The sequence below is a fragment of the Pseudoalteromonas sp. OOF1S-7 genome (assembly GCF_022347765.1).
In the GTDB taxonomy this organism is placed as follows: Bacteria; Pseudomonadota; Gammaproteobacteria; order Enterobacterales; family Alteromonadaceae; genus Pseudoalteromonas.
Genome location: NZ_JAKRFZ010000009.1, coordinates 160,542 through 174,141, shown reverse-complemented (window position 1 = coordinate 174,141; position 13,600 = coordinate 160,542). Strand labels below are relative to the sequence as shown.

General features: G+C 47.3%; 11 protein-coding genes. 10 read left to right on the top strand and 1 reads right to left on the bottom strand.

All coding sequences use genetic code 11. The annotated features are described in order from the left end of the window. Positions 1 to 11 precede the first annotated feature (11 nt). From MHN33_RS14390 to MHN33_RS14380, 3 genes are all read left to right on the top strand, one after another. On the top strand, positions 12 to 428 hold the full coding sequence (locus MHN33_RS14390; protein WP_239398734.1) for a F0F1 ATP synthase subunit epsilon: 417 nt from the start codon (positions 12 to 14) through the stop codon (positions 426 to 428). A gap of 292 nt (positions 429 to 720) precedes the next feature. Continuing rightward, complete coding sequence (locus MHN33_RS14385) at positions 721 to 2,874, top strand: winged helix-turn-helix domain-containing protein (protein WP_239398732.1); 2,154 nt, start codon at positions 721 to 723, stop codon at positions 2,872 to 2,874. Positions 2,875 to 3,281: 407 nt separating this feature from the next. Further along, a complete protein-coding gene (locus MHN33_RS14380; protein ID WP_239398730.1) occupies positions 3,282 to 4,109 on the top strand; it encodes a helix-turn-helix domain-containing protein in 828 nt (275 codons plus the stop codon). Positions 4,110 to 4,186: 77 nt separating this feature from the next. On the opposite strand, the gene MHN33_RS14375 is transcribed toward MHN33_RS14380, so the two are convergent. Then, entirely contained in the window at positions 4,187 to 4,339 is a 153-nt protein-coding gene (locus MHN33_RS14375; RefSeq protein ID WP_239398728.1) for a hypothetical protein, read from the bottom strand. A 208-nt stretch (positions 4,340 to 4,547) separates the two neighbouring features. Here MHN33_RS14375 and MHN33_RS14370 point away from each other — a divergent pair, with 208 nt between their 5' ends. The 7 genes from MHN33_RS14370 to MHN33_RS24055 all read left to right on the top strand — a co-directional run bounded on the left by MHN33_RS14370 (position 4,548) and on the right by MHN33_RS24055 (position 13,476). After that, positions 4,548 to 6,131 carry an SPASM domain-containing protein gene (locus MHN33_RS14370; RefSeq protein ID WP_239398726.1) on the top strand — a complete coding sequence of 528 codons (1,584 nt, stop codon included), beginning with the start codon at positions 4,548 to 4,550 and terminating at the stop codon, positions 6,129 to 6,131. Further along, entirely contained in the window at positions 6,128 to 7,267 is a 1,140-nt protein-coding gene (locus tag MHN33_RS14365; RefSeq protein WP_239398724.1) for a hypothetical protein, read from the top strand. Before MHN33_RS14370 ends, MHN33_RS14365 begins: the two co-directional genes overlap by 4 nt. Positions 7,268 to 7,281: 14 nt before the next feature. Further along, complete coding sequence (locus tag MHN33_RS14360) at positions 7,282 to 7,437, top strand: hypothetical protein (protein WP_239398722.1); 156 nt, start codon at positions 7,282 to 7,284, stop codon at positions 7,435 to 7,437. 118 nt (positions 7,438 to 7,555) lie between these two features. Beyond that, the gene (locus tag MHN33_RS14355) at positions 7,556 to 8,638 is read left to right on the top strand and encodes a radical SAM protein (RefSeq protein WP_239398720.1); all 1,083 of its coding nucleotides are present in this window, start codon (positions 7,556 to 7,558) and stop codon (positions 8,636 to 8,638) included. A 2-nt stretch (positions 8,639 to 8,640) separates the two neighbouring features. Then, positions 8,641 to 9,900, top strand: a complete 1,260-nt coding sequence (locus MHN33_RS14350) for an HlyD family efflux transporter periplasmic adaptor subunit (protein ID WP_239398718.1) — start codon at positions 8,641 to 8,643, stop codon at positions 9,898 to 9,900. Then, a complete protein-coding gene (locus MHN33_RS14345; RefSeq protein WP_239398717.1) occupies positions 9,897 to 12,044 on the top strand; it encodes a peptidase domain-containing ABC transporter in 2,148 nt (715 codons plus the stop codon). The genes MHN33_RS14350 and MHN33_RS14345 overlap by 4 nt, the downstream gene beginning before the upstream one ends. Before the next feature lie 22 nt (positions 12,045 to 12,066). After that, the gene (locus MHN33_RS24055) at positions 12,067 to 13,476 is read left to right on the top strand and encodes a S41 family peptidase (RefSeq protein WP_239398716.1); all 1,410 of its coding nucleotides are present in this window, start codon (positions 12,067 to 12,069) and stop codon (positions 13,474 to 13,476) included. Positions 13,477 to 13,600: the final 124 nt, after the last annotated feature.

Here is a 13,600-nt window from a genome sequence, read left to right as displayed (position 1 = left end):
AGGGGGTTGTTATGGCAATGACAGTACGCCTTGACGTAGTAAGCGCTGAAAAGAGTTTGTACTCTGGTGACGTGACTGCGATCCAAGTGACAGGTAGTGAAGGTGAGCTGGGTATTCACCCGGGTCACGCGCCACTACTGACTGGCCTAAAACCTGGTATGGTACGTTTAGTAACAGAAGATAAAACAGAAGAGTTTATCTATGTTGCAGGTGGTACGCTGGAAGTTCAACCACAGACCGTAACTGTCCTTGCTGACGTTGCGATCCGTGCGGAAGAGCTTGACGAGCAAGCTGCTGAAGAAGCTAAACGTGAAGCGCAGGCGCAACTGGCTTCAGGCACCGCAGGCGAGCTGGATTACCAGCGCGCTGCAATGCAGCTTGAAGAAGCCCTTGCTCAGCTGCGTCTTCTACGCCAGCTGCGCAAATAAGCAGCCACCTATCTGGTTTAAAAAACCCACGCACTGCGTGGGTTTTTTTATGCCTCTCATTCGATACAAGCAATACATGTTGTTATATACAGCACCAGCCCACAATACATAACCTTATTTTCATTTTCCTGTCTCGCAGCCCGTATTTAACTGTCTGAGGTGAAATGGCAGCAGAGCACGACAAAGGGCGGAAGCGGCATGATGATTGAGTCGTATCTGTTTTGATGATAAAAGTAACATTAGTGTTGCACCTTGTTGCAAATTTCTATCGACAATTCGGAAATCACCCAGTATGGAACCCAACGCTAACGAAACACAGAGTAGATATATCAGCATTAATTCGTGGCAATTAGATATTGATTATCGCTTGCTAAGTAGCGGTGAGGTCAAGCGTGAGCTGGAACCGCTTATCTATGAACTGCTGATGTATTTTATCAAACACAATGCGCAACTGGTTAGCAGAAGGGAGTTAGTTGATGCCATATGGGGCGGTCGTTTTGTGGATGATAATACCATTAACCGGGCTATTTTTGAGTTGAGAAAAGCGCTTAAACTGCCGCACGATGATGTTCAATACATTAAGACCTTTTATAAAAAGGGCTATAGTTTTTTGGCCAATATCGAGCATCTTACACCTTCTCAGAGTGATACAAGTGAAACGGATGAAGACATGCTGGAAATTGCCGGTGGGCAGGCCTCTGCGCCACGCTTGCACGCAGATACAGCCGTCATGACCACCAGCAAAGGAGTCATGCACTGGGTGAGCCTATTGGTCGCGCTTGGGGTTATCTCAGTGGTTATTTTGTTTCTGGCCTCGACCCTGAAAACAGAGCTGATACGACCCCAGCTCTTGCAGCACGAAACGCTGTTTTGGGAAAAGGGGACCGTTATTCTGCCTTCGGTGTCTTTTGATAAGCAATGGCTGGCTTTTTCCGCTGACCAAACCGGTGATGGTCATTTCACTTTGAAATTACAGAAACTGGGTAATTTAAATGTCTATAGTGTAAACAGTGATAAATCGGCAGATGCCTACGCGGTTGGCTGGGCTACGCATAGCCCCGTATTGTACTTTCAGCAGCTGTTTCATTCACAGGAGCGTTCAGGAGACTGTGAGTTGTGGTCCGCAGATTTTAGTGAAGGGATTGAGCAGGTCCACTATCAAAAGCTCTTAGACTGCGATACGTCGTATCTGATGAGTGTAGGCAGTGTGGATCCCGCTCATTCGATTGTCTACACAAAGTATCACTACCGAGGTGAACCGGGTCTGTCGGCACTGGTGCAGCGAAATTTGCTCACTGGTACGGAGTTTCAGATCACGTCACCCGATGCAAGTGGGAAAGGAGATTACTTTTTTCACTTTTCGCACAGCGGTACTAAGCTTGCTTTTCTTAGAGAGAAAGAAGAAAAGTCACAGCTATTTTTTGCCAATATCGATGGAAGTAAACAGCATAAATTATTAGATATAAATGACTTTATTAGTCGTGTGGAGTGGTCAGATAGCGATCAACACATTACCTGGTTTGACGCACTAAGCGGATCGTTGTCACAGTTTTCGCTGGCAAATAATGAATTGGCACTGCAGCCGATGCGCACCAGCCACCCGTTACAAAGCGTTATTCGTGGTAATCATGATAGCTATATCGCAGTCTCTAAATACAGAGACTTTGACGTTCAGCGTTTGCAATATACTGATCGGGAGGTCAAAGTTGCTGCCTATTCGGATTCTATGCTGGATGAGAAGCTGGTTGCGCCTTTTTATACTAAACGTGGCAGTATTTACTTAACAGAAGGTCACGATGGTACAACGATATGGCAAAAATCACAGGCGGGGAGAGAAAAGTTATTTTCCACGGCGCCAAAACAAATGAAAGAGCTGCTGCTCTCACAAGATGACCGCTATCTGGTGATGGCGGATAATCATACGCTCTATATATACTCACTCACAGAGTTATCCCTGGCGTTCACATTGCCTGTTACCGGCGTACTTAATAGCGCGGTATGGCATGATCAGCGCGTCTATTTTACCACACTCAGTGAAGGCCAGTCGCAGTCCTGGTATTTTGATTTGGCCGACAAACAAGTCGTGCCATTTTCATCTATTCCTATGCAGTCCATTCTGTCAATCGATCACCAACACGTCTTGTTTTTGTCCCCGCAAAGGCATTTGATGCAAATGAACAGGGCTGGTGGTCAGCCTCACCTGTTGAAAGATTTTAGCCAGTATTCCTATTTACGCTGGGCCATCAGTGGTGAGCAGGTGTTTATGAGTGATGGCTCCGCCGTTTTTAGTTTTCCAGTCAAGGAACCAGACAGCTTCAAAAAGGTTTATCAATCCGACGGTGGCTTTATATTACGACTGAAAGCCAGTTACCCGCCTAATCCCGAAGTGTTTATCAGTACTGTACAATGGCGAGACAATCTGATGCTGCGCCTGTATGAGCAATGAGAGATGACGTCGTTTGGATGAAAGTGATTTTTTTATATCATTTAAATTCAGTATCTTATGTTTTTTAATTTATTTTTTCCTTAGAAATTCCTGAGTTACTTTTTCCTTCATCGTGCTAATTTAATTACATGGTTTAGCGAGGGTTTTGTCCATCGTTAAGCCATAAGTCATTCAAATTTAACCATGTAAAGTGTAGCGAGAAGAGCAATGAACAAGTACCCGAAACTAAAAAAAATGCCCCTTAAACAGCTGTCAAAAAATGACAAAATGTTACCTGGCTTTGTCACGCCAATGGTAGCCGGTGGTGCCGCACAAGCAGATGCGCTTCCTGATCCTGGTACGGATACCCCGTCTATACACCGGACAACAAAAGGTTAAGCCTTTTAACCTGGAGAGGGGCGAACAAGATGTTACATATCACTGTGTTTTCACCTGACCAGTGTGCTTGCTTTGATTTGGGGTGTCTCAATGAAGTGCTCGGGGATACGTCGCTTCAGGGCCGTTTTTTCAAAACCAAAAGTAAACCTGTTTGTGTGGTGGATACCGTCGACATCAGTGACAGTTTAGTGGCGCTGAGACAAGGCGATGTGGTGATCCTCTGTGGCTGGAATAGCACAGACAGTCACCTATGTCGCCAGTCTGTAAGCTCTGTCGAGGCATTTTTGCGCCGTGGTGGCAAGGTTGTGGTTGTCGGACAATTGCCATTACCAGAACACCAGCGGCTGGTTGCAAGGTATCGCACTCAGATCACTGTGCTGGAGTCGGGTCTGCCTGTGTTGGAATGGGCAATCGGGTTTGTGCAGCGCAATGCGGAGGCTGGCATAGCGAACAGGATTGTTGATCGGCTTAAGCTGTGTCCGATTAAAATTGCTGCCTTAAACGGCCTACAGGCACCGCGTGTGATGGAAGGCTCTGCGAGAATAAAAGAAGTGATTGAGTGGGCTGAATCGCACCCCGAGAAGGTAAAGTCTGTGGATACATTAGCAGAAAAAGCCTTTATGTCGCGGCGAAACTTTGACCGGCATTTTAAAGAGGTGCTAGGTCAGAGCCCGAAAGACTGGTTGATGGAAAAACGCTTTAAACTTGCCAAGTCTTATTTGAAATATAGTGATTTTGGTATGGAAGAGATTGCTTGTTTAAGTGGGTTTGGTAATTACCCCAATCTCAGAAACTGCTTTAGTAAAAAACTCGGTCAATCCCCTAATTCATATCGTATTGTCAGTCGAGCTGTTTAAAATACCTTGCTACTACAGTGATAGCATTTGTTAAATATGCTATCACTGTAGTAGCAAGGTAGATTTAATAAATAAAGTTAGGTCTTTGGTATTTCACAGCCAACATTTGGGTTTGTTCCGCCTCCCAGCTCAAATAGAGCCAGTTCCTCCAGCGCTTCCTGTTCTATATCTTGTTCGAGATCTTCTTTTAAAATCTCAAGTTCCTTTTCTTCTGTTTTATTTAATGTCATTTTTTCACCATGGTTGATTTTAACAGTGATAAATTTAGTTTCAAATATCTGGTGAAGCTAGTTAATGTCTTGAACTTTAGTATGTTGTCTTAATTTTTTTGTTTATTAAAAAATGACTTTGCCATTAAATAATGAGCCTAAAATGGTTTTTTTGTTTTTTTATTGTGGTGTATTCGCTAAATTTTAAACATCAAGTTTAGGAGGGCGTATGGACAATAATATTATTCAAATGTTTAAGGCTGAAAGTGGTGAGGTCAATCGCTTTGATCCGCAGTGGTCTCCAAGCGTAGATCCTTTTCCAAGCAGTTTTGAGTCTAGCACGCCCACTCTGACTAAGCCGCGTACCAGTGGTTACACTATTTATGTCGATCTACCCGATACAGAAGAAGAAATGTTACTGGTACACGGCTATCTGGGTCACCGGGTTAAGGTGACCCGGGATGTCGGGCTGTATTTGCGCTCGCAAGAGGATAAACGTCCGCCACGCCCGCTGTATGGTGAGTGGAGCGATCCGGATTACCGCTATGCGGACATTCCTGCCCCGGATAGCGAAACGCTGGCACTGCTCAAAAGCCAGGGGTTTTTAACTCGCCGGACGCAGGCACAGGAGCTGAGCTTTTTTCGTCAGTTTGCCACTCAGAAGGCCAAAAGGCAGGTAAACACACTGCCATTTTACCTGATTATGCCGACTTATTCGTGCAATTTACGCTGCCCCTACTGTTTTCAGGATCATATGCGGACAGATCCGGCTTATAAGCATCTGCTGACTACCATGTCTGAAGAAACGGTCGATTTGATTTTTGAGCAGCTGCCTGTACTGGAGCAGCGCCACCAGGTGGACGAAAGCCAGGAGCTGACCAGAACGTACAAGTTCTTTGGGGGTGAGCCCTTGCTCAAAGAAACGCGTCCGATTGTTGAGTACTTTATGGCCAAAGCGAAAAGTCATAGCAAAGCCCGGTTTGTGGCCATCAGTAATGGCACCGAGTTACACCACTACCGGGATTTGCTGGGAGAAGATGGGATCAGTGAGGTCCAGATCACCCTGGATGGTAAGCCAGAAGAGCACGACAAGAGAAGAATCTACCCAGACGGGACTGGCAGCTTTTCGTTGATTGCTGAAAACATCACCATGGCTTTGCAGGCCGGCGTTAAGATTATGGCGAGGGTGAATGTTGACAAAAGTAACTTAGCTGATCTGCCCGCGTTAGCAAGCGTTATAAAACAATATGGCTGGCATAGGCATAAAAATTTCGGGTCATATCTGGCCGTGATCGTTGCGCATAACGATCAGACGGAAGACGAAGAGTGTTTTGGCACCCGGGAACTCAACCATGCGTTTAATAAACTAAAGCAAAAATACCCCGACTGTGATGTGTTTCAGGCTGATGGTGATGCCATGAAGAAGAAAGCGCGTCAGGCATTCGATACTGGCACAGGCAACAACATGGTGTCGCAGTTCTGTGGTGCTCATTCCAATATGTATGTGATCGATGCTTTCGCCGACATCTATGCGTGTTACGAAAAAACCGGTGATAAGAAAATTCGTATTGGCCATTTTGACAAGGCGTCCGGGCTGAATATTAACCAAAAAAACGAATGTAACTGGCGCTCACGGACCGTGGCATCTAATCCGATCTGCGCTCAGTGTCGCTATGCGCTTTACTGTGGTGGTGGTTGTGCCATTAATGCGGAGGTTCGAACCGGCAAGCTGCATGCCAATTTTTGTGATTCATTTGGCAAGCGATTCCGTGAAAGTATCGCTGAAGTTTACTGTGAGCGAAATGCATTATGAAAATTCTGATTTGCACGCTGGGATCCGCCGGGTTTTATAACCCAATGATTGGACTTGCTAAAGCGCTAGAGACGCAAGGCCATAAGGTCGCGTTTGTAGCGCATCACCGTAAGGCATTGTATTTACGGCTTGCGGGAGTGATGAGGTTATCTGTGCCCTGTGAGGGAGAAGGGTTCACGATTTCTCAATGGATAAACCCAGAGTTTGGCGCTCTGCAATTTAAGGATGTTATGAGTGCAATTCGTGATTTTACACCGGATCTGATTGTAACGCAGCCCATGGTTTTAGGCTGTATTGCCGCTGCTCGCTACACTTCGACCCCATTTGTGACCGTTGGCCAGTTTACCCCTCTATGGCAGGAGTACTCGTGGCAAGACCCAGGGGTACCCAAGGCTTTATCTAAGCTTCGAAACTGGCGGGCCAGGGAGCTATGTGAGTTTTATTTGAGCTTGTGTCGTCATTTGAACTTGACTGACCAGGTTCGGGATAGCAGAGATCTTCTCGGAGTGCTGCATTTGATCCGCAGTGTGGAGCCCTGGTTGCAGGAGCGTTTGCCACAAGGGCTTGCCTATGCGGGGAGCATGTTATGGGAAGCCGGCCCCAGTCGCGAGGTGCGTGACTGGTTGGCCAGGATGCAGCAACAGCAAAGAAAAATCATCTATGTTCAGCATGGCAAGAGGTTCTTTCTGGATACCTTCTGGGAAAAGTTGCCTGTCTGGTCACGCAGTGATGAGTTTGCTTTTGCGTTGAGTACAGGACAAGTGTGCCCCAGCCCGGTTGAGTGGCCAGAGAATGTCTTATGTCTTCCTTATATCCCACAGTCTCTGATGTTCACCCAGTGTTCACATGCAGTGCTGCACGGACATACTACGTCTGTCTTGGGAGCACTTTTACAGAATGAAAAGACAATAGTATTACCCGCCGGCGGAGAGACGGTGGATAACGCAATAGTTTGCCGTTCACTGGGCAGCATCAAGGTGATCGATGATTGGTCAGCATTGTCATTCGATGAGGTGATAAACCACCACTTTACACCTCACGAAGTTAATATCCCGGAAACAGCAAGGGGGTTCGACTTAGCCTCCGGGCTTATTTGTAATGTTATTAAATCCAGCCAGTTAATGGCGTTTAACTAAGAAGGTAATTAAAAATGAGTGATAAAAAATTAGAAGATGTAACGACAGACGAACAAGAACTGGACATTGATGAAGTGTCTGCTGAAGAGTTGGAGGATCAGGCTGGTGGTATGCATCAGGTAGCACCCTGTGGCACCTATAACGGAGATTGTGGGGTTTACGGCTCGTAACGTGCGGCTTGGGAAAGCTGAATGCAATTCAGCTTTCCAGGTTTTCCGTAACCATACGATTGCAGCTTACTGACAGGCGGCAGCCGTATGGTGATTGACGCAAGAAAAGGAGCCGGGTATGAAAGACGATGAGCAGCATTGGGCAAGCCAAGCACACATATCGGAACATCAGACGGCATATCAGGCTTTAAAACGCGCCAGTCTCGCCAATCAGGCTGTGTCTATCAGTGTGCGTGAGCATGCCCTGTATCGTTCAAACAAGTATCTTTATCTGACCATCTTACTGACTGAGCAGTGTAATTTTCGCTGTACTTATTGTTATCAGACTTTCCGTGATACTAAATTGTTACCGGCGATTGAGGCTGCGCTGAAGGCGTTTATTCACACTGAATATCTGCAGGGGTTAAAACATCTGGAAATATGCTGGTTTGGTGGTGAGCCCACACTGCATACGGAGCCGGTATTGCGGCTGGGTCACTGGATCCGGGCACACTGCCCGCAACTGGTATATCACGCCAGTATGAGCACCAATGGTTACCTTTTGAATGCACGGCTGTTTGGGTCGTTGCTGGCAGCAGGAGTCAGGCACTATCAGATCTCCCTGGATGGTGATGAACAAACGCATAACACCACCAGAAAGCGCCGTACGGGGGCCGGGAGTTTTGTGCGTATCTGGCAAAATCTGACAGCGATAAAGCGACTACCAGGTCAATTTGGCATAGATCTGAGGCTGCACCACCACAAGCTGAACGCGCAGGACTTTGAGCAGTTCAGCGCTTTGGTTGAGCAGGAGTTCGGTTCAGATAGCCGTTTTAATTTGGTGGTCGAGGCCATCAAGAACCTTGGCGGTGCAAATCATAAACAGGCACAGGCACTGAATGTGATGCATGACACCTCGGGCCGTCGTGGGAATAACATTTGTTATGCGGCCATGCCCAGGCACCTATTGATTTACCCGGATGGTCGGCTTGGTAAATGTACCGTCAAGCTGGATACCCCGGAAAATCTCATCGGTCAGTTACATGAGGATGGCAGTATCACGTTGGATAAGGCGCGATTTCGTAGCTGGACCCGTGGATTTAGTACACTCGATGCCGTTGAACTGTCTTGTCCGGCTAACCAGCTTAAGCGTGTCAGTCGCCATCCTGACTCAGTAAAACCAGGGGGAAATTCGATCCCCGTTGTTAATGTTGTAGGGTAATCATGGTTGTTCGAAAGAAGCGTTCTATTATCAGGCCGGAAGTGATCGAGGCGAGAATTGGCATTCAGGGTGACGTGCTCATGATCAGGCCGTTGTCTTTTCGCTATTTGTGCCTCTTTTTTATTTTGGTGCTGCTGCTGGTGTGTGGCTTTATGGTCTATGCCGAGTTTACCAAAAGCACCCGGGTGCGCGGGATCATCAAAAGCCCATTGGGAGTAACGAAGGTTTTACCCAGACAATCCGGGGTGATTGATACGCTCTTTGTGCAGGAGGGGGAAAGCGTGCAAAAGGGGCAGCCATTGTATCAGATCCGCACTGAGCAAAATGGCGTCAGCGGCTCAGTATCCAAAGAGGTGACTCAAAGCCTGATCGAGAGCCTCAAACTGGTCGAAGAAAAGTTGCAGTTTCAGGTCCGGTTGAATGATTTAGAGCTTCAGGAAGCGGAGCGCAAAATCGCGCAAATCAAGAGGGATGCAGCGCATACACAGGAGCAATTGGCGCTTGAACGAGAATACCAACAGCTGTTAGGGAAAGAGCTATCAGAAATTGAAACGCTGTATAAAAACCAGCAAGTGTCTAAGGTCGAGTACAACGGCAAATATGCGCAGTACCTGGAGAAGCGGATTGCGGTTAAGGCGCTGGTCAAACAGCACGACGATTTAATTGCCACAGCGGAAGATGAAACGTTAAAGCGCCAGAATATAGGCGTGAACGGGCACGCTATGGTGCTGGAATATCGGCAAAAAATAAATGCATTGAAACGTGAAATTACCAATGCAGGCGCACAGGAAGCGTATCGAATACTGGCACCCCACGATGGCGTGATTGCCAATATTTATTATCAAAATGGCCATTTTGCGCAGCAAGGGCAGGTGCTAATGAACTTACTGCCAGATGAGAGTGAACTGGTTGCCGAAATCTATATCCCAACGAGTGCAATTGGCCTGGTCAATGAGGGGCAGGCGATCAATTTACGCTATCACGCATTCCCGTATCAGGAGTTTGGCTTGTTTAAAGGTCATATCTACAACATCTCGCAAACGTTGATTGAACCGCATCAGGCGGAAGCGTCAAATCTGGTGGAAGGGCCGGTTTATCGTGCTCAGGTCACCTTGCAGCAGCAATCTTTGTATGCCAAAGGAAAGGAAGTGGGCCTGCAAGCCGGGATGACACTGGATGCCGATGTCTTAGGTGAAACACGAACCATTCTGGCCTGGGTATTTGAACCACTCGCAGAAAAAGTGTCAGGAGCACAGCCATGATTGATCTCATTAATAAACTCAATTTTAGTTTGCGAGCAAAATTACCTGTGGTGCTGCAAAGCGAGGGGGCAGAGTGTGGTTTAGCTTGTTTGTGTATGATCGGGAGCTATTATGGCCATAAACTCGATCTGATCTCATTGCGACGCAAATTCTCGATTAGTCTCAAAGGTGCCACAGTTAAACAGTTAATTAGTATTGCTAATCAACTGGCGCTGATAGGCAGACCGGTGCGGCTGGAGTTAGAGCAATTAAAGCAATGTAAATTGCCGATGATCTTACACTGGGACATGTGCCACTTTGTGGTGCTCAAGTCGGTTGGGAAAGACGGCGTGTGGATCCATGATCCGGCCCGTGGCGCTATCAAATGTAGTTGGGAGCAGGTGTCGCGCTCATTTACCGGGGTGGCTATTGAGCTGCGTCCGTCCGAAAGCTTTGAGCCGGTTGAAGCCGAACTCTCACTGGGTTTTTCTTTGTTGTGGCGAAAAATTACGGGTCTGAAACGCAGCCTGGGGCAGGTCATGTTGCTCTCCCTGGTGATGCAGTGTTTTTTACTGATTGCCCCTTACTTCGTGCAGCTGGTGGTTGACAACGTGATTGTCACCAACGATTTCGAATTTCTGTGGATGCTGGGCGTTGGGTTTAGCCTGCTGTTATTATTGCAGGTGGCCACAAAAGGGGTCAGAGCCTGGGTTATTCTGTATATGCGTTCAATTATGGGGATCCAGCTTGTCGCTAATATGATGCGCCATTTGCTCAGGCTACCAATGAACTGGTTCGATAAACGCTTTGTGGGTGACGTGTTGTCGCGCTTTCAGTCGCTGGATTATATTAAGCGGTTGCTCAGTGATGGGTTTGTCGAAGGCATGTTAGATGGCCTCATGGCAGTGTTAACCTTGTCCATCATGTTCTTTTTGAGCCCCTGGCTGGCGGTGATTACCTTAGTCAGCGTGAGTCTGTTTACCTTTATCCGTACGGTGTTATTTGCTCCTTTGCGCAACAACACCAAAGAATCACTGCAACTCAAAGCGGCCTGCGATAGCTTGTTTTATGAATCGGTGCGATCGGTGCAGCCAGTCAAGGTCTTTAACGGTGAAGCGTCGCGTCAGGCTAAGCTGGAAAATGCCCAGGCCAACTGGATCAATGCTGATGTAAAAGTGGGCAGGCTGAACATCATGCAGCTGACCGCCAAGGACTTTGTTTATGGTTTCGAATACATTCTGTTGATTTGGGTTGGGGCGCTGTTTGTGTTGCAAGACAGTATGACAGTGGGCCTGCTATTTGCTTTTCTGGCCTATCGACAGCAATTTGCCAGCAGCTCGCAACTGTTTCTGGACAAGCTGTTTGAATGGCGCATGATGGGGCTGCATTTGTCACGGATTGCCGACATCGCTTTGTCCGAGCCGGAAGAAGCGCTGGACAGCGACTATCCAATGCTGGGTGAGGTGAAAGGCCGCTTAGAATTAAACCAGATTGCCTTTCAGTATGACAAAAATGAGCCCTTTTTATTCAAGAATTTAAATCTGACTATTGAAGCTGGTGAATGTGTTGTGCTGACGGCACCGTCTGGCTTTGGAAAAACCTCTCTGATCAAACTCATGATGGGCTTATCTGCGCCCACACAAGGCAAAGTGTTACTCGATGGTATTGATATTCGGAAAATGGGATTAGTCAACTATCGCAGTGAGATTGCTGCTGTGATGCAGGGAGACACCTTACTGTCAGGCTCCATTGCGGATAACATTTGCTTTTTTGCCAACGAACAGGACCCAGAACTGATGGAATCGGTGTGTCAGCAGGCGCAGATACTGGATGATATTAAAGCCATGCCTATGGGCTTTAATTCGCTGGCGGGTGACATGGGCAGTACATTATCCGGTGGCCAGGTGCAGCGGGTCTTAATTGCACGCGCTTTGTATAAGCGGCCAAAAATACTGTTTCTGGATGAAGCCAGTAGTGCTTTGGATAAGCAAACGGAGAAAAAAATTAATCAGGTGCTCAAGCAGCTTGGGATCACCCGGATCATGATTGCGCACCGCCAGGAAACAATAGACATGGCAGACAGAATAATCAATCTGCCTGAACTGATCTCTGACTCAGTGCCACCTGAACAAGCCCCGCCCCGTACTCTGGTGGCAGTAAAATAAAGACGCGAAAGGAGTGTTGAAAGTGTTTATTCGTATTTGCCTATGCTTAATGGTGCTACTCAGTAGCGGTGTTCAGGCCCAGTCGCGCATATCCGCAGAAGAGCGTTTGTTTGGTCTGGCCATGCTGTGGAAAGAGGCCAGTTACAATTTTGCCTACTTTGATCAGGTGCCAGATTTGGATTGGGACGCAACCTACCAGGCGTTTATTCCTAAGGTACTGGCGGCTAAATCAGACTATCAATATTACAAAGTGCTAAAACAATTTTTAGCCACCTTAAATGATGGGATGAGTTATGTTCAAATGAGTCATGAACTGAGAAACATACACAATGCATTGCCACCCATTAAGCTGGCCGAGGCTGAGCAACAAGCTGTTGTGGTGGGGATCAGCGAGACGCTGGCTTCCCAATTGCCGTTAGGGTCCATTATTACGCATGTTGATGGCGTCGAGGTTAAAGACAAGCTACAACAAGATGTGTTTCCGTTTATCAGTAGTTCAACAGAGCATATTCGATGGCATGAGGGCATCAAAGGCAATCAGGGTCTGGGTTATGGATTATTGATGGGGCAAGCAGGGACTGTGGTGAAGGTGCGTTTTACGACACCTGCAAATCGCGTTGGCCACCTGTCGATAACAAGAGAAGCTGATTTATCAGGGGTTGCCTGGCAATTAGCCAGCGGTGTGATGGCCAATACACACTCGGTGGCGCATAAGGTCCTGGCTGACAATATCCATTACCTGGCTCTGAATGATTTCTCTCAGGACAGTGTGACCGAACAATTCATTAAGTTGCTACCACAACTGCAAACAGCCAATGGGCTGGTTATAGATTTAAGACAAAATCGGGGCGGGAATACCTTTGTTGCCGAGTCAATTCTCAAGTACCTGACTTTTCATGATTTGCTGGGTGTCAGCAGTAAGATGCGGATCCATAACTCAACCTATAAAGCCTGGGGCAAATATGCGGATCAGTTCAGTTGGGCAAAAAAGTACCAGGATTACTCCCGTGGCAATGCCTGGCTAAAAAATGCGCCGGATACATTAAAGGCAGATGACATAGACAACCGCCATAAAGTGGTGGTGCCGACGGCTATTTTAACCAGCAGGGAGACCTCCTCTGCGGCTGAGAGCTTTTTAGTCTATGCATCAAGTGCACGGCACATTGCCTTGATTGGGGAGCCGACATTTGGCAGCACAGGTCAACCATTGGAGATTGACTTACCTGGCGGTGGGAGAGCGACTATTTGCAGCAAAAGAGAGATGTTTGCAGATGGCCGCGATTTTGTGGGTATAGGCATTCAGCCTGATGTGTATGTGCCAAGAGACATCGAGTACTATTTTTCGCAACGTGATAAAACCTTAATCAGTGCCACTGATTGGTTGATGAAGCAGGGAAATTTGGCGCAGGCAACGGCAAGTAACGCTCACTGAAGCCCTGGCTGGGTAAGAAAAATTAGCCTGACGACATGAGTGGCGCTGATTTTCACCAGCGTTGACTGCCAGCTGTTTTCCCGATGGCCACTGTCGGCCAGGCGCTCTGCCTGATTTTTCTCAG

Coding starts and splice junctions, on each gene's coding strand:
- MHN33_RS14350 (WP_239398718.1), top strand. CDS start 8,641: ATGGTTGTTCGAAAGAAGCGTTCTATTATCAGGCCGGAAGTGATCGAG.
- MHN33_RS14380 (WP_239398730.1), top strand. CDS start 3,282: ATGTTACATATCACTGTGTTTTCACCTGACCAGTGTGCTTGCTTTGAT.
- MHN33_RS14390 (WP_239398734.1), top strand. CDS start 12: ATGGCAATGACAGTACGCCTTGACGTAGTAAGCGCTGAAAAGAGTTTG.
- MHN33_RS14375 (WP_239398728.1), bottom strand. CDS start 4,339: ATGACATTAAATAAAACAGAAGAAAAGGAACTTGAGATTTTAAAAGAA.
- MHN33_RS14365 (WP_239398724.1), top strand. CDS start 6,128: ATGAAAATTCTGATTTGCACGCTGGGATCCGCCGGGTTTTATAACCCA.
- MHN33_RS14385 (WP_239398732.1), top strand. CDS start 721: ATGGAACCCAACGCTAACGAAACACAGAGTAGATATATCAGCATTAAT.
- MHN33_RS14370 (WP_239398726.1), top strand. CDS start 4,548: ATGGACAATAATATTATTCAAATGTTTAAGGCTGAAAGTGGTGAGGTC.
- MHN33_RS14355 (WP_239398720.1), top strand. CDS start 7,556: ATGAAAGACGATGAGCAGCATTGGGCAAGCCAAGCACACATATCGGAA.
- MHN33_RS14360 (WP_239398722.1), top strand. CDS start 7,282: ATGAGTGATAAAAAATTAGAAGATGTAACGACAGACGAACAAGAACTG.
- MHN33_RS14345 (WP_239398717.1), top strand. CDS start 9,897: ATGATTGATCTCATTAATAAACTCAATTTTAGTTTGCGAGCAAAATTA.